16 protein-coding genes and 1 pseudogene are annotated in these 18,471 nt (G+C 73.2%); 12 read left to right on the forward strand and 5 right to left on the reverse strand.

The window, feature by feature from the left end; genetic code table 11:
* Positions 1-122 precede the first annotated feature (122 nt).
* From SM611_RS06910 to SM611_RS06930, 5 genes and pseudogenes are all read left to right on the forward strand, one after another.
* On the forward strand, positions 123-917 hold the full coding sequence (locus SM611_RS06910) for an ABC transporter ATP-binding protein (RefSeq protein WP_371948134.1): 795 nt from the start codon (positions 123-125) through the stop codon (positions 915-917).
* 2 nt (positions 918-919) lie between these two features.
* A complete protein-coding gene (locus SM611_RS06915) occupies positions 920-2,278 on the forward strand; it encodes an FtsX-like permease family protein (protein ID WP_371948135.1) in 1,359 nt (452 codons plus the stop codon).
* A gap of 316 nt (positions 2,279-2,594) precedes the next feature.
* Positions 2,595-2,840 (forward strand): annotated as a pseudogene (locus SM611_RS37605) (murein biosynthesis integral membrane protein MurJ); the annotation flags it as partial.
* 477 nt (positions 2,841-3,317) lie between these two features.
* The gene (locus SM611_RS06925) at positions 3,318-3,740 is read left to right on the forward strand and encodes an OB-fold nucleic acid binding domain-containing protein (RefSeq protein WP_371948139.1); all 423 of its coding nucleotides are present in this window, start codon (positions 3,318-3,320) and stop codon (positions 3,738-3,740) included.
* 50 nt (positions 3,741-3,790) lie between these two features.
* Entirely contained in the window at positions 3,791-4,468 is a 678-nt protein-coding gene (locus SM611_RS06930; protein ID WP_371948141.1) for a DUF3159 domain-containing protein, read from the forward strand.
* Between the two features lie 25 nt (positions 4,469-4,493).
* On the opposite strand, the gene SM611_RS06935 is transcribed toward SM611_RS06930, so the two are convergent.
* A complete protein-coding gene (locus SM611_RS06935) occupies positions 4,494-5,153 on the reverse strand; it encodes a potassium channel family protein (RefSeq protein ID WP_371948143.1) in 660 nt (219 codons plus the stop codon).
* Positions 5,153-5,818, reverse strand: a complete 666-nt coding sequence (locus SM611_RS06940) for a potassium channel family protein (protein WP_371948144.1) — start codon at positions 5,816-5,818, stop codon at positions 5,153-5,155. The genes SM611_RS06935 and SM611_RS06940 overlap by 1 nt, the downstream gene beginning before the upstream one ends.
* 231 nt (positions 5,819-6,049) lie before the next feature.
* On the opposite strand from SM611_RS06940, the gene SM611_RS06945 reads away from it, so the two are divergent.
* From SM611_RS06945 to SM611_RS06955, 3 genes are read left to right on the forward strand one after another with little or no spacing between them, the layout of a single operon-like run.
* On the forward strand, positions 6,050-8,083 hold the full coding sequence (locus tag SM611_RS06945; RefSeq protein ID WP_371948146.1) for an APC family permease: 2,034 nt from the start codon (positions 6,050-6,052) through the stop codon (positions 8,081-8,083).
* Positions 8,076-9,413 carry a class I SAM-dependent RNA methyltransferase gene (locus SM611_RS06950; protein WP_371948148.1) on the forward strand — a complete coding sequence of 446 codons (1,338 nt, stop codon included), beginning with the start codon at positions 8,076-8,078 and terminating at the stop codon, positions 9,411-9,413. The genes SM611_RS06945 and SM611_RS06950 overlap by 8 nt, the downstream gene beginning before the upstream one ends.
* A 35-nt stretch (positions 9,414-9,448) precedes the next feature.
* Positions 9,449-10,627: a GNAT family N-acetyltransferase gene (locus SM611_RS06955; RefSeq protein WP_371948150.1), complete on the forward strand. Its 1,179-nt coding sequence runs from the start codon at positions 9,449-9,451 to the stop codon at positions 10,625-10,627.
* A 22-nt stretch (positions 10,628-10,649) separates the two neighbouring features.
* Here the strand turns inward: SM611_RS06955 and SM611_RS06960 are convergent, their stop codons facing one another.
* Positions 10,650-11,678 carry a glycoside hydrolase domain-containing protein gene (locus SM611_RS06960; protein WP_371948152.1) on the reverse strand — a complete coding sequence of 343 codons (1,029 nt, stop codon included), beginning with the start codon at positions 11,676-11,678 and terminating at the stop codon, positions 10,650-10,652.
* A 586-nt stretch (positions 11,679-12,264) separates the two neighbouring features.
* On the opposite strand from SM611_RS06960, the gene SM611_RS06965 reads away from it, so the two are divergent.
* Positions 12,265-13,020, forward strand: coding sequence for a hypothetical protein (locus SM611_RS06965; RefSeq protein WP_371948154.1), 756 nt, complete (start codon positions 12,265-12,267; stop codon positions 13,018-13,020).
* 43 nt (positions 13,021-13,063) lie between these two features.
* Positions 13,064-13,990 (forward strand): LLM class F420-dependent oxidoreductase, encoded by a 927-nt coding sequence (locus SM611_RS06970; protein ID WP_371948155.1) that lies wholly within the window; start codon positions 13,064-13,066, stop codon positions 13,988-13,990.
* A 56-nt stretch (positions 13,991-14,046) separates the two neighbouring features.
* Here SM611_RS06970 and SM611_RS06975 read toward each other — a convergent pair whose 3' ends face one another.
* Entirely contained in the window at positions 14,047-15,753 is a 1,707-nt protein-coding gene (locus SM611_RS06975; protein ID WP_371948156.1) for an MFS transporter, read from the reverse strand.
* A gap of 171 nt (positions 15,754-15,924) precedes the next feature.
* Between SM611_RS06975 and SM611_RS06980 the strand changes: the two genes are divergently transcribed.
* Complete coding sequence (locus SM611_RS06980) at positions 15,925-16,671, forward strand: TetR/AcrR family transcriptional regulator (RefSeq protein WP_371948157.1); 747 nt, start codon at positions 15,925-15,927, stop codon at positions 16,669-16,671.
* Here the strand turns inward: SM611_RS06980 and SM611_RS06985 are convergent.
* On the reverse strand, positions 16,668-17,501 hold the full coding sequence (locus tag SM611_RS06985) for a TIGR02452 family protein (RefSeq protein WP_371948158.1): 834 nt from the start codon (positions 17,499-17,501) through the stop codon (positions 16,668-16,670). The two genes, SM611_RS06980 and SM611_RS06985, sit on opposite strands and share 4 nt — an antisense overlap.
* A 76-nt stretch (positions 17,502-17,577) precedes the next feature.
* On the opposite strand from SM611_RS06985, the gene SM611_RS06990 reads away from it, so the two are divergent.
* Positions 17,578-18,429: a DUF3152 domain-containing protein gene (locus SM611_RS06990; protein WP_371948159.1), complete on the forward strand. Its 852-nt coding sequence runs from the start codon at positions 17,578-17,580 to the stop codon at positions 18,427-18,429.
* Positions 18,430-18,471 lie beyond the last annotated feature (42 nt).

An 18,471-nucleotide genomic window follows, 5' to 3' on the forward strand; every position in this document is an offset into this window, starting at 1 on the left:
CGGCGATGGTGGGGTTTTGCCTACCCCGATCGGCGTGCTGGACCCATCCTCGGCCGCGCCCGCCCTCCGTAGCTTCGTTCCCGAGGCGCCCCGCGAGGGGGCGCCGGGCGGAGGTGAGGACGATGTTCGGACAGGAGAGGCCCGCCGCGGGGGAGGCGTCCGCGGAGGCGCTCCGGCTTGAGGGCGTGCGCAGGATCTACGGCGCCGAGGGCAACCGGGTGGCGGCGCTGGACGGCGTGTCGCTGTCGCTCCCGGCGGGGTCGTTCACCGCGGTGATGGGCCCGTCCGGATCGGGCAAGAGCACGCTGCTGCAGTGCGCGGCGGGCCTGGACCGTCCCACCGAGGGCCGGGTCTTCGTGGACGGCGCCGAGCTGACCGGCGGCGGCGAGGCCGCGCTGACCAGGTTCCGGCGGCAGCGCGTCGGGTTCGTCTTCCAGCAGTTCAACCTGCTCCCGACGCTGAACGTCATGGAGAACGCGGTGCTGCCGCTGAAGCTCGCGGGACGCAGGGTCGACAAGGCGGCGGTGCGGGCCGTCCTGGAGCGGGTGGGCCTCGGCGACCGGCTCGACCGCCTCCCGGCGGAGCTGTCCGGCGGCCAGCAGCAGCGGGTGGCGATCGCGCGGGCGCTGGTCACCCGGCCGCGGGTCGTGTTCGCGGACGAGCCGACCGGCGCGCTCGACACCCGCAGCGCCCGCGCCGTGCTGGAACTGCTCCGCGAGTCGGTGCGGACGTCCGGGCAGACGGTCGTGATGGTGACCCACGACCCGGTCGCCGCGTCGTTCGCCGACTCCGTCCTGTACCTGGCGGACGGCCGGATCGTCGGCTACCAGACCTCCCCGACGGCCGAGACCGTCGCGGAGCGGATGACACGCCTGGCCGACGAGGTCGAGCGCCAGCGCACGGCGGCGGGGGTCTGATCATGTTCGCTCTGGCACTGCGCTCGCTGCGCAGGCGCGCGAGCGCCTTCACGGCGGCGTTCCTCGCGATGTTCCTCGGCGCGACGATGATCATGGCGTTCGCGTCGATGCTCGACACGGCGGAGGGGAGCGGCGCGACCGGGGAGGCCGCGGAGACGCTGTCGACGATGGCGATCGTGGTCGGCGGCTGGGGGCTGCTGCTGGTGGTCTTCGCGGTCGCCTCCACGCTGACCCTGTCGGTCCGGCAGCGGGCGGCGGAACTGGCGCTGCTGAAGAGCGCCGGCGCGACCCCCGCGCAGCTCGGCCGGATGATCGTCGGCGAGGCGGCCGGGCTGGCCGTGGCCGCGGCGCTGCTCGCGGTCGTCCCCGCGATCCCGGCCGGACGGGCTCTGCTCGGGCTGCTGCACGGCACCGGCCAGGTCCCCGCGGGGATCGGCTACCACTTCGGGCCGGTCGCGCTGTCGATGGGGATCGCGGTCACGCTGGTGTCCGCGGTCGCCGCCGCGCTGATCACCGCGCGGCGCGCCGTCCGCGTCCGGGTGGCGGAGTCGATGGCGGCGGCAGCCACCGACGACGCGCGGCTGAGCCGGAAGCGGATCGTGTTCGCGGCGGTGTTCCTGCTGCTCGCCGCCTTCGAGGCGATCATCACGGTCACGGTGATGGACGGCGCGGGCAGCGACGCGATGGCGACGTCCGGGCAGGCCGACATCTTCGCCGGGATCGGGCTGGCGCTGCTGGCGCCGGCGATCATGCGCCGGGTGACGGCCCTGGCGGCCGGGCCGCTGCGCGCGCTCGGCGGCGCGCCGGGCGGCCTCGCGGCGGCCACGATGCGGCGCCGGACGGGCGCCCTCGCGTCCGCGGTCACCCCGGTCATCCTGTTCGTCGCGACGGCCGTCGGCACGCTGTTCCTCCAGGCCACCGAGAACGCGGCGATGGACGCGGCCGGGCTCGCCAAGACGGCCGAGCAGAAGAGCATCGAGACGCTCAACTTCGTCGTCATCGGCATGGTGGTGCTGTTCACCGCGATCATGCTGGTCAACACGCTGGTCGCGGCCACCGCGGACCGGCGCCGCGAGTTCGGCCAGACCCGGCTCGCCGGCGCCACCCCGCGCCAGGTGCTCGCCGCGGTGGCGCTGGAGTCGGCGGTGCTGACCGTGACGGGCGTGCTCGTCGGGACGGTCGCGTCCGTCTTCACGATCGTGCCGTTCGGGCTCGCCCGCCGCGCCTCCGCCGTCCCCGACGGCGACGTCTGGACGTACCTCGCGGTCGCCGCCCTCGCCGCCGTGCTGACCGGTGCGACGGCGTACGGGGCGACCCGCCGCACGATCCGCGTCCCGGCCGTGGAGGCCGCCCTCCGCTGACACCGGCCCGCACGGGGGCCCCTCCCCGGCCGTCCGGCCGGCGAGGGGGCCCTCCCGTGCGGGCATACTGGCGCGTCCGGGGGTGGTGCCGATGGACGAGTCCGGCAAGCGCCGGATCCTCATGCCGGGGGTCTTCGACGAGGCGGAGCGCGCGGAGCCGCCCGGCCGGCCCGAGCCGGGCCTCGTGCCGGTCCGCGACCCCGGCGACGTCGGCGACCCGGGTCCCGCCGACCGGCAGGCCCCCGAGGGCGACGAGATCGGCGGCGCCGCCCAGGCCGCCCCGCCGGGCGTCGCGCACTCCAGCGCCGTCATGACGGTCGCGCAGAGCGGCGCCCTCGTCTGGATGCTGCGGTCCGCCGGGTTCCGCTGGCGCCCGCGCCTCGACCTGCGCGGGTCCGGGCTCGGCGAGGCCGCCCGCACCGCGACGTGGATGCTGCTCTACATCGTCGTCGCGCAGCTCGGCGTCCTCGTCACCGCGAACGTCGCCACGCGCGCCGGGGACCGGGCGACCGCCGCCGCGGGCCATCCGGAGGCCGGGACGGCGTTCGCGCTCCTGGCGTTCGTCCCGGCACGGCAGGTCGTGGTCGGCCTTCCCGCCGCCTATGGCCTGTTCTACCTGGTGGGGGCGACCGGCGCCGCGCTCGTCCTGCGCAGGCGGCTCGGCGGCATGGACGGCCGCCGCATCCTGCGCGCGCTGACCCGGCTGCACCCGGCCGCGCTGCCCGCGCTGGCGTTCGCGGCGGCGGTCGTCCGGGCGTCCGGCCGGCTGCCGGGCGACCGCGCCCCCGCGCTGCTCGCCCTCGCCGTCGGCGGCCTCGGCGGCGGCGCGCTCTACCTCCTCGCCGCCCGCCGGATGAACGTCCCGGAGATCGGCTACTTTTCCGCGATGGCCGCCGCCCGGTTCCGGCGCCGCCAGGCGTAGGCGGTGCGCGCTCCGCCGCCCGCGGGCGCGCGGCGGGTCGCGGCCGCGGCCGGAACTCGTCGCCGGGGGCGCGGGGCGGGGGGTCGATTCGTCCTTGGATGTCATACGCTTCGAGGTATGGACGAGGTTTCGGCCGGAACCCCTCCCCGGACGGATCCCGGCGGACGCGGCGACGGCAAGCGCGGCCTGCGGCGCCTCCTGCGGCGCATGACGGCCGGCAACGCCGAGCTCGAGGCCGAGGAACTGCAGAAGACCACCGGCGACGAGGGCGCGACACCGATCACCGACTGCGCCGCGCGCCAGCGGCACTGCGTGGCGGGTACGCTACGTACCGTCACCCTGCGTCCGCGGGGCGGCGCGCCCGCGCTGGAGGCCGAGCTCTACGACGGCACCGACGTGGTCAACCTGGTCTGGCTCGGCCGCCGCAAGATCGCCGGCATCGACCCGGGCCGCCGGCTGCGCGCCGAGGGGCTGGTCAGCGTGCAGGACGGCCGCAAGGTGATGTTCAATCCGCGATACGAGCTGCGCGGCGGCTCCTGAACAGGTGGGCGGGACGACGGCGTGGGCCACAGTGTGAGCGAGACGGCGGCGTGAGCGAGACGACGGCGGGCACCGGGCGGGAGACCGCCGCGCACGACACCGTCGAGGCGGCCGTCCGCGCCCAGCTCAACAAGGCGCTCGGCGGCGTCCGCGGCATGCTGGAGGCCGCCGTCCCCACGATCGCCTTCACCGGCACCTACGTCGCGGTGGAGAACATCAAGCTCGCCGTCGCGGCCGGTGTCGGCGCGGCGGTGGTGCTGCTGATCGTCCGGATCGCGCAGCGCTCCAGCCCGCAGTTCGTGCTGAACAGCCTCGTCGGCATCGGGATCGCCGCGTTCTTCGCGCTGCGCTCGGGCAAGGCCGAGAACGCCTTCCTGCCCGGCATCCTGCTCAACGCCGGCTACGGCGCCGCGATGATCTTCTCGATCGCGGTGCGCTGGCCGGTCGTCGGCTTCATCATCGGCTCGGTCACCGGCGACCCGACCGAGTGGCGCGCCGACCGCGGCATCGTGCGGCTGTGCTCCCGGCTCACCTGGCTGCTGGTGCTGCCCTGCGTGGCGCGCGTCGCCGTGCAGTACCCGATCTACCTCGCGGACGGCGACCAGAGCGGCCTGCTCGGCACCGCCAAGATCGTGATGGGCTGGCCGCTGCAGGTCGCCGCGCTGGCCGCCATGGTGGCGCTGCTCGCCCGCGGCCGCACCCCGATCGACCGCGAGGAACCCGCCTGACCGTCCGGCCAGGCGGGTCCCGCCGCTAGCGTCCACCGAGGAGGGCGGCCAGCTCGTCCTCCACGTCCTGGCTGGCCACGAACATCAGCTCGTCGCCCGGTTCGAGGGTGTCGTCGGGCGAGGGGACCAGCACCCGCCCCTCCCGCAGGATCGCCACGAGCGCGGTGTCGCGCGGCCAGGCCACCGACCCGACCCGCTGCCCGCCGAGCGGCGCGTCCTCCGGCAGCGTCAGCTCGACCAGGTTCGCCTCGCCCTGCCGGAACGTCATCAGCCGGACGAGGTCGCCGACGCTGACGGCCTCCTCCACGAGCGCCGACAGCAGCCGCGGCGTGGACACGGCCACGTCCACGCCCCACGACTCGTTGAACAGCCACTCGTTGTTCGGGTGGTTGATCCGCGCCACCACGCGCGGCACCCCGTACTCGGTCTTGGCCAGCAGCGACACGACCAGGTTGACCTTGTCGTCGCCGGACGAGGCGACCACCACCTGGCAGCGCTCCAGCGCCGCGTCGTCCAGGGCCGATATCTCGCACGCGTCGGCGAGCAGCCACTCCGCGCGCGGCACCATCTCGACCTTGATGGCCTTGGGGTTCTTGTCGATCAGGAGCACCTCGTGCCCGTTCTCCAGCAGCTCCTGCGCGATGGAGCGGCCCACCGCGCCGGCCCCGGCGATCGCGACCCGCATCAGGCGTCCTCCCCGTTCCGCGCCGCCACGGCGGCGTTGACGCGCTCCAGCTCCTCGGCGTTCGCCATGATGTGCACGATGTCGCCGTCCTGGATCACCGTGTCCCGCTGGGGGACGAACGCCTCGCCCATCCGGGACAGGAACGCCACCCGGGTGTCCGCGTGCTCCTCCAGCGCACCGACCTTCGCGCCGACCCACAGGTGCCCGGAGTCCAGCTCGGCGAGGACGACCGCGCCGGTCGGGTCGCGCCACAGCGGCTCGGCGCCCTCCGGCAGCAGCCGCCGCAGGATCTGGTCGGCCGTCCACCGGACGGTCGCGACCGTGGGGATGCCGAGCCGCTGGTACACCTCGGCGCGGCGCGGATCGTAGATCCGGGCCACCACGTTGTCGACGCCGAACGTCTCGCGCGCCACCCGCGCGGAGATGATGTTGGAGTTGTCGCCGCTGCTGACGGCCACGAACGCGGACGCCCGCTCGATGCCCGCCTCGGCGATCACCTCGCGGTCGAACCCGAACCCCGTGATGCGGCGGCCCCGGAACCCGCTGCGCAGCCGGCGGAACGCCTCCGGGCTCTGGTCGATGATGGCCACCGAATGGCCCTTGTCCTCCAGGATGTGGGCGAGCGTCGAGCCGACCCGCCCGCATCCCATGATCACGATATGCACGGCCGTTCCCTCTTCCGTCCAGGGGACGTTCCCCCTGTACCCCCCGCGCGTGCCCGGCATCCGTCGCTGCGCCGCCGCCGCCGTGCCGTGCCCGAGGACCGTTTTCCGTCAATGATCCCTGCCGGGCTGCAAACCTACACATCCACCCAGGCGAGTACTACCCGGCCCGGCCCCCCGGCGGGCGGCAGGGCGGGAGAACCGCGCTCGCGCCGAGGGCTAGGCTCTCCTTCCGTGTCGAAGGTTCCGGACCTGACGAAGCGGCTGCTGCTCGGCCGCGCGCTGAGCAGCTCCCAGCAACACGAGCAGCTGCTGAAGAAGCGGATCGCCCTGCCGATCTTCGCCAGCGACGCGCTGTCCTCGGTGGCGTACGCCCCGCAGGAGATCCTGCTCGCGCTCGGCGCGGGCGGTCTCGTGATGTACCACTACACCCCCTGGGTGGCCGCGGCCGTGGTGGTGATCCTGCTCACCGTGGTCGCCTCCTACCGGCAGAACGTCCGGGCCTACCAGAGCGGCGGCGGCGACTTCGAGGTCGCCACCACCAACCTCGGCGACAACTGGGGCGTCGTGGTGGCGAGCGCGCTGCTGGTCGACTACGTCATGACCGTCGCGGTGTCGGTGTCGTCCGGCGTCGAGAACCTCGGCGCGCTGCTGAAGTTCATGCAGCCGCACGAGGTCGTCGTCGCGATCGGCATCGTCGTCCTGCTCACGCTCGGCAACCTGCGCGGCCTCAAGGAGGCGGGCGTCGCCTTCGCGATCCCCACCTACCTGTTCATGTTCGCCGTCTTCAGCATGCTGGCGTGGGGCCTGGTCAGGCTGGTCGCGGGCACCGACCTGGAGGCCGAGACCGCGCACTTCGAGGTCCGCGGCGACGAGACGGACCTCGCCGGGTTCGCGCTGGTCTTCCTGCTGCTGCGGGCGTTCTCGTCCGGCTGCGCCGCGCTCACCGGCGTCGAGGCGATCAGCAACGGGGTGCCCGCGTTCCGCAAGCCGAAGGGCGAGAACGCCGCCACCACCCTGCTCGCGCTCGGGCTCGTCGCGATGACCCTGTTCGGCGGCGTGACCGCGTTCGCCTACATCACCGACGCCAAGTTCGCCGAACCCGACCAGGGCAGCCACCTGGTCGACCCGTCCACCGGCAAGGCCGTCACCGACGCCGACCCGGTGATCGCGCAGGTGGCGCACACCGTGTTCAGCAACTTCACCCCCGGCTTCGCGCTGGTCACCGCGATGACCGCGCTGATCCTGTTCCTCGCCGCCAACACCGCGTTCAACGGGTTCCCGGTGCTCGGCTCGGTGCTCGCGCAGAACCGCTACCTGCCGCGCCAGCTGCACACCCGCGGCGACCGGCTCGCCTACAGCAACGGCATCATCATCCTCGCCACCATGGCCGGGCTGCTGATCTACGCCTACGACGCGTCCGTCAGCCGGCTGATCCCGCTCTACACCGTCGGCGTCTTCGTGTCGTTCACCGTCAGCCAGGTCGGCATGGTGCGGCACTGGAACCGGCTGCTCGCCACCGAGGAGGACGCGGCGCAGCGCCGCCGGATGAAGTCCTCCCGCGGCATCAACGCGTTCGGCGCCACCCTCACCGGCATCGTCCTCGTCGTCGTGCTGATCACCAAGTTCGCGCTCGGCGCCTACATCGTGTGCATCGCGATGCCGCTGCTGTTCCTGCTGATGAAGGCCATCCGCAGGCACTACGACCGGATCGCCGAGGAGCTGGTGCCCTCCGGCGAGGACGTCGCGCTGCCCGCCCGCAACCACGGCATCGTGCTCGTCTCCAAGATCCACAAGCCGACGCTGCGGGCGCTCGCCTACGCGCGCGCCACCCGTCCCTCCACGCTGGAGGCGGTGACCGTCGCGGTGGACGCCGAGGAGTCCCGGCGGCTCCAGGAGGAGTGGGACGCCCTCGACATCCCCGTCCCGCTGAAGATCCTCGACTCGCCGTACCGGGAGATCACCCGGCCCGTCCTCGCCTACGTCAAGAACGTCCGGCGGCGCAGCCCCCGCGACGTCGTCACCGTGTTCATCCCCGAGTACGTCGTCGGCCACTGGTGGGAGCAGCTGCTGCACAACCAGAGCGCGCTGCGGCTGAAGGGGCGGCTGCTGTTCCAGCCGGGCGTCATGGTGACGAGCGTCGCCTGGCAGCTGCAGTCCTCCGACCGGCTCAAGGGACGGGTCGAGCCGCCCGGGCCCGGCTCGTCCCGGCGTCCGCCGCGGACCGGGACGCCCCCCGGTGCCGGTAGTGTTTCGGATCGTGACTGAACTCGAACCCGACGTCCTCGAACTGGAGGTCGGCAACGTCGCCAACGGCGGTTTCTGCGTCGCCCGGCACGAGGGCCGCGTGGTCTTCGTCCGGCACGCCCTGCCCGGCGAACGGGTGAGGGCCCGCGTCACCGACCGCACCAAGAACTTCCTCCGCGCCGACGCCGTCGAGATCATCGAGGCGTCCCCGGACCGCGTCCAGCCGCCGTGCCCGTTCGCCGGGCCCGGCCGCTGCGGCGGCTGCGACTGGCAGCACGCCTCGCTGCCCGCCCAGCGCGCCCTCAAGGCCGCCGTGGTGGAGGAGCAGCTCCAGCGCCTCGCCGGGATCACCCGCACGGTGACCGTCGAGGAGGTCCCGTACCCGGTCGACTCCGAGGTGGCGCCGCCGCCCGGCCTCGGCTGGCGCACCCGCGTGCAGTTCTCCGTCGCGTCCGGCGCCGTCGGCCTGCGCAGGCACCGTTCCCACGACATCGAGCCCATCGACGAATGCCTGATCGCCCACCCGGGCGTCGAGCTGATGGGCATCGAGCGCAAGCGCTGGCCGGGCGCCACGGGCGTCGAGGGCATCGTCTCCGCCACCACCGGCGACCGCCTCGTCGTGCTGCGCGGCCGCGACCGCCGCAAGATCAAGGTGCCGCGGCTGGACGTCCCGGTCCGGCTCGTCCGCGGCAAGCCGGAGCCCGGCAGCGCGCTCCCGTACGTCCGCGAAGAGGTCTCCGGGCGGCTGTACCAGGTCAGCGGCAGCGGCTTCTGGCAGGTCCACCCGGGCGCCGCGCGGCTCCTCGCCGACGCCGTGCTGGACGCCCTCGAACCGAAGCCCGGCGACATCGCCCTCGACCTGTACTGCGGTGTCGGCCTGTTCGCCGGCGTCCTCGCCGACCGCATCGGCCCGGACGGCCTCGTCGTCGGCGTCGAGTCGGACGGCCAGGCCGTCCGCGACGCCCGCTACAACCTGCGCGACCTCCCGAACGTGTCGATCGAGCGCGGCCCCGTCGAGGAGATCGTCGCCGACCTGGAGTTCGGCCGCGCGACCAGCTCGTCCCGCACGCAGAACAAGCGCGGCGGCGGCCACCACCGCGGCGAGCGCGTCCGCGGCGCCGACCTCGTCGTCCTCGACCCGCCCCGCACCGGCGCGGGCCGCGACGTCGTCGAGCACATCACCCGCCTCGCCGGCCGCAAGATCGCCTATGTGTCCTGCGACCCGGCCACCCTGGCCCGCGACCTCGGCTACTTCAGCGAGCGCGGCTGGACCCTGGAGACCCTGCGCGCCTTCGACGCCTTCCCGATGACCCAGCACGTGGAGTGCTTGGCGGTGCTGGTCAGGGGCTGAGAAATCCGGTTGCGGCCCCGGCATACGGTGGACGCATGATCGAGATCAGGGACGTGCCGGAATCCGACGCCGGCCGCATGGTCGACTTCGCCGGACTGGTGTTCCACGTCCGCGCCGACGACAACGAGCTGGACTCCTGGAAGCCGCGCCGCGCCGAGCGCCTGGGCGCCTACGACGGCGGCACCCTGGCCGGCCAACTGGCGGCGCTCCCGATGCGCCTCGCGGTGCCGGGCGCGTTCCTCGACTGCTCGGCGGTCACCTTCGTCGGCGTGCTGCCCACCCATCGCCGCCAGGGCGTCCTCACGTCCCTGATGGCCCGCATGCACGCCGACGCGATCGCCGCTGACCGCCCGGTGGCCGCGCTGTGGGCGTCCCAGGGCGCCATCTACGGCCGCTACGGCTTCGGCCTCGCCACCCGCGCGATCGGGCTGGAGGTCGACACGTCCCGTCCGCTGGACCTCCGCACGACGCCCGACGACCGGCCCCTCCGCCTGATCGACATCGCCTCGGCCCCCGGGATCCTCGACCCGATCCACAGGCGCGGCCTCGCCGCCCGGCCGGGCGGCCTCGTCCGCGACCCCGAATGGTGGACGCGCGGCATCCTGCGCTCGGTCGACGTGGAGGCCCCGGGCTTCACCGAACCGCGCGTCGTGGCCCACCCCGCCGGCTACGCCGTCTACCGCGCCAACGGGCAGCAGACGATCAGGGTCGTCGAGCTCGTGGCCGAGACCCCGCAGGTCGAAGCAGCCCTCTGGCGCTACCTGGCGTCGATCGACCTGACGACCCGCGTCCACGCGCCGACCCGTCCCGTGGACGACCTGCTCCCGCACATGGCCGCCGACCCCGACCAGGTCGCCGTCAAGGAGAACTACGGCGCGCTGTGGCTCCGCCTGATCGACGTCCCGGCCGCGTTGCGGGCCCGTTCGTGGGCGGCCGAGGACGCCTTCGTCCTGGAGATCGAGGACGCCCGCATCCCGTCCAACTCGGGCCGCTGGCGCCTCACCACCGGCCCGAGCCCGGCGTGCGACCGGACGACGGACGCGCCCGATCTGACGCTGACCGCCGCCGACCTGGCCGCCACCTACCTGGGCGGCACCACCCCGGCCGCCCTCACCCGGATCGGCGCCATGACCGAACACGCCCCGGGCAGTGCGGCCCGTCTGACCGCCGCCCTGTCCGTCCCGCTGGCCCCGTACATCAACGACGACTTCTGACCGCCGGTCCAGGACGGCCGATTCACCGCCAGAAGAAGACCTTGGCGCTGCCGTCCTTGAGGGTCGCCGCGGAGCCGCCGTGCTGGACGAGCTGGAAACGCACCCGGTGGCCGGAGCGGACGGTGTCGGCGGACAGGGCGTACACCAGGTTGGTGGTGTCGCCGACCGAGAGGAAGTCCTGGACGGGGCCGACCTCGAACTTGCTCGTGTCCTCGATCTCGACCTCGACGACGCGGGCCTGGACGAGGGTGCCCGCGGGGACGCCGCCGACGGTCGCGGCGACCGTCAGGCTGTACCGGGCGGACCCGGTCAGCAGGCTGGGGCCGCCCGGGTCGTTGTGCTGGTGCTCGCTGTCGGAGTACTCGCGGTCCCAGGTGACGTTCGTCCACTTGCCGGGGGGAATCTGCTGCTCGGCGTCGGCGCCGACGGACACGTAGTCGGGCATGTCGTCCACTCCCTCGGGCGAGACGCCGACGCGCCACTGCCCGTAGTCGCTCTTGACGGCGCGGTCGTAGTCGACGCCGACGCCGTTGATGGTGTGGTCGTTGGAGTACTGCTGGAGTTGCGCGCGGGCGTCCCAGCGGCCGCCGGACCAGGCGTACGTCTGCCAGCCGTAGGTGATCTTCCCGGCGTCGAACGCGCGCTTCGTCGGGCCGTACCCGGCGTAGAGGCCGACCCGGTCGCGGCCGATGACGCTCGCGGCGCCGTCCAGGTAGGCGTTGATCTCGTCCTGCTGGGAGGCGGAGGCGTCCCAGTCGGCGGCGAAGTAGATGGGACGGTCGTCCGGCATGCCGCAGGCCGTCGCCTGCGCGGCGGCGTCCCTGGCGTCCGTCACTCCCGCGGAGCGTCCGGCGAGCGGGCGCTTCGCGGTGGACTCCCAGACGACCACGACCCAGATCCCGGCGTCGGACAGGTCGTCGGCCTCGGCGCGGGTCAGGTTCTTGCCGGTCGTGTCGTGCGACAGGTAGCGGCACGCGAACTTCACCCCGGCTCGCCTCAGCGCGGTGACGCCGGGGCGTCCCCACGCGTAGTCGACGCCGAAGACAGCCATGTCAACTCCATGGGTCGGGGGGACCAGTTTTGGCCGATTCAACAGGTTCTGCCCTTTACAGCGCAGCAAATTGGACAGGTTCGCACTTCAGCGTGACGTAACTGTCACTGTCTGTGACGACACGCCGACGGGGCGCTAGGTGGCCGGTTCGGGGATCGCTACAACGGACGTGTCCGCAAGGAATCCGCAGGCCACAGGGGGTCTCATCATGGTCTGGACATTCAAGGGGCGCGGTCTGGCGCTACTGGCCGCCGTACCGCTGCTGGGCGCGGCACCGGCGGCGGCGTACGCCGACGGCCCCGGCCCGTCCGCGCACAAGGGAGACAGGGGGAGCGCCTCCGCCCCGGCGCCCAGACCCAGAACCCACCCGAAGCCCGATCCGCACGCCAAGCCGAAAGCACACGGCAGACCGCAAGCACACAAGAAGCCCAAGAAGGCCCACGCCAAGCCGAAGCCGCACGCGAAGCCGAGGCCGCATGCCAAGCCGAGGCCGCATGCCAAGCCAAAGGCGCATGCCAAGCCAAAGGCGCACGCCAAGCCAAAGGCGCATGCGGAACCGAAGGCTCACGCCAAGCCGAAGCCGCACGTGAAGCCGAAGGTGCATGCCAAGTCGGAGGGGCCGGGGGTCGTGTTGCGGACGGAGAGTCCGCGGCGGGCCGTCGTGCCCGGGCGGGTCTACGCGTGGTCGTTCACGGTGACCGCCGAGGGGCGGGGAAAGTCCGGCAAGGCGGTGTTCAGGACGACGCTGCCGAAGTCGCTGGCGTTCGTGTCCGGCGGGAAGCGCTGCAGGGCGGACGGGCGGAAGGTCGTGTGCCGTCTCGGGGCCGTCGCGAAGGGCGAGAGGGCCACCGGCGTGATCAAGGCGAAGGTCACCAGGCGCGCCGAGCCGGGGGAGGAGATCGGGCTGCGCGGGACGGCGACCTGGGGCAGGGCGCACGCCACCCGCGGGTTCCCGGTCGTGCGCGTCGCGCGGACCGCCGATCTGGCGCTGGCGAAGGAGGCTCCGGCGACGGCCCGGAGGGGCGCGGAGATCTCGTACGTGCTGCGGGTCGGCAACCTGGGCCCGGCCGCGGCCGAGAACGTGGCCGTCGAGTCGCGGGGGCCGATCAGGCTCGTCGGGCGGGACACCGCGTGCGTGCCGCACGGCCGCGCCTACGGGTGCTCGGTCGGCCCGCTCCGGGCGGGCGAGACGCGGACGCTGCGCCTCACGGCCGTGCCGCGGGAGGACGTCCGGGCGGGGGCGGTGCTGGAGGCGTCCTGGAAGGCGGTGTCGCCGGCCCTCGACCCGGACGAGGCGAACAACACCGCGGTGGTCCGCACGGCGATCACGGAGCGTCGCTGACCCGGTGGTGCGACCGGTGGCCGGCGGGTACGAGGATGGGGTCATGCGTCTTCGGATCTTCACTGAGCCCCAGCAGGGGGCGAGCTACGAAACACAGCTGGCGGTCGCCAAGGCGGCCGAGGACCTCGGTTTCGACGCGTTCTTCCGTTCCGACCACTTCGTCAAGATGGGGGACGTGACCGGCGAGCCGGGGCCGACCGACTCCTGGATCACGCTGGGCGCGCTGGCCCGGGAGACCAGCCGGATCAGGCTCGGCACGCTGGTCACGGCGGCGACGTTCCGGCACCCGGGGCCGCTCGCCATCTCGGTCGCGCAGGTCGACCAGATGAGCGGCGGCCGCGTCGACCTCGGGCTCGGGACGGGCTGGTTCGACCAGGAGCACGCCGCCTACGGCATCCCGTTCCCGAGTCTGGGGGAGCGGTTCGAGCGGTTCGAGGAGCAGCTGGAGATCCTCGCCGGGCTGTGGGGGACGCCGGCGGGGGAGACCTACTCGTTCAGCGGCGACCACTACACGCTGACCGAGTCGCCCGCGCTGCCGAAGCCCGCCCAGGCGGGCGGCCCGCCGATCATCATCGGCGGGTTCGGGGCGAAGCGGACGCCGCGGCTGGCGGCCCGGTTCGCCGACGAGTACAACGTCCCGTTCCACCAGGTGGCGGACACCGGTGAGGCGTTCGGCCGGGTCCGCGCGGCGTGCGCGGACGCGGGCCGGACGAAGCCGCTCGTCTACTCCGCCGCCCAGGTCGTCTGCTGCGGCCGGGACGAGGCCGAGATCAAGCGCCGCGCGGACGCGATCGGGCGGGAGGTGTCCGAGCTGCGCGACAACGGCCTGGCCGGGACGCCCGGCGAGCTGGTCGACAAGATCGGCCGGTTCGGCGAGCTGGGCGCCGAGCGGATCTACCTGCAGGTCCTCGACATGCACGACCTGGACCACGTGGAGCTGCTGGCCGCGGAGGTTCTCAGCAAGGTCTGACACGGCGAAGGCCCGCGGTGGGGGACGTTCCCCGGCCGCGGGCCTCGTCCGTCCGCTCAGGCGGTCTCCTCCTCCGGACGCGCGTGCATCGGCAGCAGGAACGTCGCCAGGAACGTCAGGCCGAGGATCCCGATCTCGACCCCGAGTGTGGTCTTCATGGCGTCGCTGAAGCCGACCTTGGCGGAGTGCTCCCCGGCCGCGGCGACCGCCTTCTGGACGGCCGGCGCCGACGCCGGTGCCGCGGCGACGGCGCCCTCGACGGCGTCCTGCAGCCGGTGGCAGGACGCGGGGACGGCGGCGGCGTCCTTGGCGGTGGCGCGGTCGTGGCCGCAGTCGCGCAGGCCGGCCACGATGCCGTCCCGCAGCGCGGCGGGCACGGACGCGGCGGCGAGGTCGCGGCGCAGCGCGGGCGCGCCGTCGTCGGCGGCGGCCGCCACGTGCCCGCCGAGCAGCCCGAAGAAGATCGTGCCGAGGACGGCGGCGCCGAGCGCGCTGCCGAGCTGCTGGACGGCGGTGAGGGTGCCGCCCGCCGAGCCGGTCTCCGCGGGCTCGACGCCGGCGAGGACGGTGTCGAAGAACGGCCCCATCAGCAGGCCCATGCCGATGCCGGTGACGGTCAGGGCGGGGATGAGCTGCCACGGGGTGACGTCGGTGCCGGCGTACTGCAGCGTGGCGTAGAGCCCGGCGATGCCGGCGGCCATGATGACGGCGCCCGCGTGGATCACCTTGCGGCCGAAGCGCTGCACGGCCTGCATGGCGCCGAACCCGATGATGATGCCGGCCGACCAGGGGATCTGCGCGAGGCCCGCCTTCAGCGGCGAGTAGCCGAGCCCCAGCTGGAAGAACAGGGCCAGCACCAGGGCGATGCCCGCCATGCCGGAGAAGAACACCAGGCCGACGACGAGTCCGCCGGTGAAGGCGCGCTTGCGGAACAGGCTGGGGACGATCAGCGGGTCGCCGCCGGCGCGCTGCTTGCGGATCTCGTACCAGGTGAAGACGCCCCAGACGGCGAGGGAGGCGGCCATCATCAGGAACGTCCAGAGCGGCCAGTCGTGCTCGCGGCCCTGGACGAGCGGGTAGATCAGCAGCCCGGCGCCGAGGGACGCGAGGGCCGCGCCGGTGAGGTCGAGGCGGGAGGCGTGCTCGGCGCGCCCGGCGGGCAGGAACTTCAGCCCGGCCAGCACGGCGGCGATGCCGAGCGGCAGGTTGATCAGGAAGATCATCCGCCAGCCGGTGCCGAAGAGGTCGGCGTCGATCAGCCAGCCGGCCAGCACCGGGCCGCCGACCGACGACAGGCCCATCACCGGCCCGAACATGGCGAACGCGGCGCCCATCTCCTTCGCCGCGAACATCTGCTTGATCATCCCGATGCCCTGCGGCAGCATCAGCGCGCCGAACAGGCCCTGCATGGCGCGGGCGCCGATCAGCATGCCGGGGGAGACGGCGACGCCGCACAGCAGCGAGCCGGCCGTGAAGCCGGCGGCGCCGATGAGGAAGATCCGCCGGCGCCCGTAGAGGTCGCCGAGGCGGCCGCCGGTGATGAGCCCGACCGCCATGGACAGCGTGTAGCCGGCGGCGAGCCACTGGATGGTGGCGGCCGATCCGCCCAGTTCGGCCCGGATCGTGGGGGCCGCGATGTTGGTGATCAGCGCGTCCAGCATGTCCATGATCTCGCCGGCGAGGATCACGAGGAGGGCGAGCCAGCGCCAGCGGTAGGGCGCCTCCGCGGTGTCCCGCCCCGGGGACGTCAATGTCTCGGTCATGGTGGTCTCCAGCGTTTGGAACATAGTTCGTAAGTGCGAACACTGTTCTAAAGGCGAATGGCGTTCGTGTCAAGTACGATGTTCGTGTCAGCCGTGCTTCTCTCGGCAATAGAGAAGATATATCGCGTTTCGCGAGTGTCAAGATGTATCGCGAGATTGGGAGGTCCCGCCGTGCCCACCGCACGCCCGGAACCGGGCATGCCCACGCCGCCCGGACGCCGGCCCCGCAAGGCCGCGGCGCCGCGGCGGCCGCTCACTCAGGAGGCCATCGTCGAGACGGCGATCCGCGTCCTCGACGCGGAGGGGCTGGAGGCCGTCACCATGCGCCGCGTCGCCCAGGAACTGGGCACCGGTCCCGCGTCCCTCTACGCCCACGTCTCGGGCAAGGACGAGCTGCGCGAGCTGATGCTCGACCGCGTCGCGGCCGACATCATGCTTCCCGTCCCCGACCCGGAGCGCTGGCAGGAGCAGCTGAAGGACCTGGCGCGCGAGATCCGCCGCGTCTACGTCTCGCACCGCGACATCGCGATGGTGTCGATGGGGCTCATCCCCACCGGGCCCCACCTGCTGGACGTCGCCGAGGCGCAGCTCGCGCTGATGCGCGCGGGCGGAGTGCCGAAGAAGATCGCCGCCATGGCCGTCGACACGCTCGGCATGTTCCTCGACGCCGATGCCGTCGAGGGCACGATCTACTACGCGAAGACGCCCGCCGGCGAGGACCCGCACGCGTTCTTCGAGGAGTACTTCGGGCAGTTCAAGGAGTACTTCGCCGCCCTCCCGGCGGACCGCTACCCGGTGCTCACCGGGATGGTGAAGGAGCTGACGGACGCCGACGACGACGGCAGGTTCGAGTTCGGGCTCGACCTCATCGTCCGCGGCATCGCCTCCTACGTCGAGGACGGGGAACGCCCCGGCTAGGCGAAGGCGTCCTCGAAGGCGGCCTGCCGGGGGGAGCCCTTCGCGGTGTCCCACACGGCGAAGACGACGTGCTCGAACCGCCCGGCGAACTCCCCGCCCGGGCGCAGCGGCTCGGCGAACGCCTCCGCGACCTCCGCCGGGTCGTTGCGGAACACGCCGCAGCCCCACGCGCCCAGCACCAGCCGGTCGTGCCCGTTGGCCAGCGCCACGGCGAGGACCTTGCGTGCGCGCAGCCGCAGCACGGCGGGAATGCGCTCGGCCTCGGCGGGATCCCGGATCGCTCCGCGGTTCGGGGCAGGGGACGTCAGGAACGCGACCTCGTACGGCTCGTCCAGCAGGCGCCCCGCGTCGTCCCGGAACACCGGAACGCCGGGCGAGTAGATCATGTGGTCGCTGTAGAGGAGGTGGCGCCGGGCGCGGTGAAAGTCGTAGAACTCCCTGGCCGACAGCAGCGACGTGTAGAGGCCGGACGAGCGCGCGAGCCCCTCCTCCTGGGCGTGCGCCCCGTTGAGGAAGCCGCCGCCCGGATTCTTCGCGGACGCGAAGTTGAGCGCGAACGGGACTGTCCCCCCGCCGCGCAGCCGGCGCGCGGCGGCGAGCGTCGTCTCGCCGGTCACCTCGACGCGCGTCCCGCCGTCCGCGGCGGGGCCAGCGGAGAGCCGCCCGAGGAGCGCGTCGAGTTCGCCGGGCCGGTACAGGACGGTGCTCCCGACGGCGCGGGCGAGGCCGCCGGCGATCGAGACGGTGCGGCCCGAAGGGGCCGTGTAGTCGCCGCGTTCGAGGATGGCCACGGTCTCCTGCGCGGTCATCCGGCGGGGATGTCTGCTCATGTCGCCTCGGATTCTGCTGGCCCCGCGAACCCGCCCGCAAACCCTTTTAAGATCATTTCTGGCATGCTGGCGCGGCATGCAGCCCACACGATCACGACGCGGTCCCCGTCCCGGCGCGCTCCCGGACCTCGACCGGGAGTTCGAGCGGGCGCGGCGGGCCCGGTTACGCGGGGCGGTCGCCGGGGTCACCGCGCTCGTGCTGGTGCTCGGGCTCGGCGGGGCGGTCGCCTGGTCCCTCCGGCCGGGCGCGGAGCCGCCCCGCGGCACGTCCGCCGCCGGACGCCCAGGTCACGGGGGTGACACCCGGGTGGAGGAGGAGCCGTCCGACCCGCCGCTCGTCAAGCCGAAGCGCACCCCGTACATCCCGGCGAAGGGGACGGGGAAGTTCCACCGCCCCGCGTCGAGCGGCAAGGTGCACGGGCACGGCAAGCTCATGCGTTACATGGTCGAGGTCGAGGGCGGTCTCAAGCAGAGCCCCGAGGCGTTCGCGCGGAGCGTCGACGGCATCCTCGCCGACCCGCGCGGGTGGACGGCCGGCGGCAGGTTGGCGTTCGAGCGCGTCGACTCGGGCGCCTACGACTTCGTGGTGAAGCTGGCCTCGCCCGGCACCGTCGACACGATCTGCGGCGCCTACGGGATGACGACCGAGGGCAAGGTGAACTGCAGCGCGGGCAAGCAGGTCGTGGTCAACCTGAAGCGGTGGCTGCTGCTGACGACCTACTACCGGGGCCAGCCCGAGCATTACCACGCGCTGACGATCAACCACGAGGTCGGCCACCGCCTCGGATTCGGGCACATGACGTGCCCCGGACGCGGGCGACTCGCCCCCGTCATGCAGCAGCAGATCTTCGGCCTCAAGGGCTGCCGGATCAACGGCTGGCCGTATGACCGGAAGGGGCGGTTCGTCAAGGGACCTTCCGTTCCCTGAGCGTCCGTCCCGAAAAAGGAGATGGGGGATCCGGCGGGGTCC

This window comes from Actinomadura monticuli, from assembly GCF_041463655.1.
In the GTDB taxonomy this organism is placed as follows: domain Bacteria; phylum Actinomycetota; class Actinomycetes; order Streptosporangiales; family Streptosporangiaceae; genus Spirillospora; species Spirillospora monticuli.

What these genes read in the sequence shown, in the direction of transcription:
- SM611_RS06990 (WP_371948159.1), top strand. Translation starts at nt 17,578, where the DNA reads ATGCAGCCCACACGATCACGACGCGGTCCCCGTCCCGGCGCGCTCCCG.
- SM611_RS06910 (WP_371948134.1), top strand. Translation starts at nt 123, where the DNA reads ATGTTCGGACAGGAGAGGCCCGCCGCGGGGGAGGCGTCCGCGGAGGCG.
- SM611_RS06915 (WP_371948135.1), top strand. Translation starts at nt 920, where the DNA reads ATGTTCGCTCTGGCACTGCGCTCGCTGCGCAGGCGCGCGAGCGCCTTC.
- SM611_RS06955 (WP_371948150.1), top strand. Translation starts at nt 9,449, where the DNA reads ATGATCGAGATCAGGGACGTGCCGGAATCCGACGCCGGCCGCATGGTC.
- SM611_RS06985 (WP_371948158.1), bottom strand. Translation starts at nt 17,501, where the DNA reads ATGAGCAGACATCCCCGCCGGATGACCGCGCAGGAGACCGTGGCCATC.
- SM611_RS06970 (WP_371948155.1), top strand. Translation starts at nt 13,064, where the DNA reads ATGCGTCTTCGGATCTTCACTGAGCCCCAGCAGGGGGCGAGCTACGAA.
- SM611_RS06975 (WP_371948156.1), bottom strand. Translation starts at nt 15,753, where the DNA reads ATGACCGAGACATTGACGTCCCCGGGGCGGGACACCGCGGAGGCGCCC.
- SM611_RS06925 (WP_371948139.1), top strand. Translation starts at nt 3,318, where the DNA reads ATGGACGAGGTTTCGGCCGGAACCCCTCCCCGGACGGATCCCGGCGGA.
- SM611_RS06960 (WP_371948152.1), bottom strand. Translation starts at nt 11,678, where the DNA reads ATGGCTGTCTTCGGCGTCGACTACGCGTGGGGACGCCCCGGCGTCACC.
- SM611_RS06935 (WP_371948143.1), bottom strand. Translation starts at nt 5,153, where the DNA reads ATGCGGGTCGCGATCGCCGGGGCCGGCGCGGTGGGCCGCTCCATCGCG.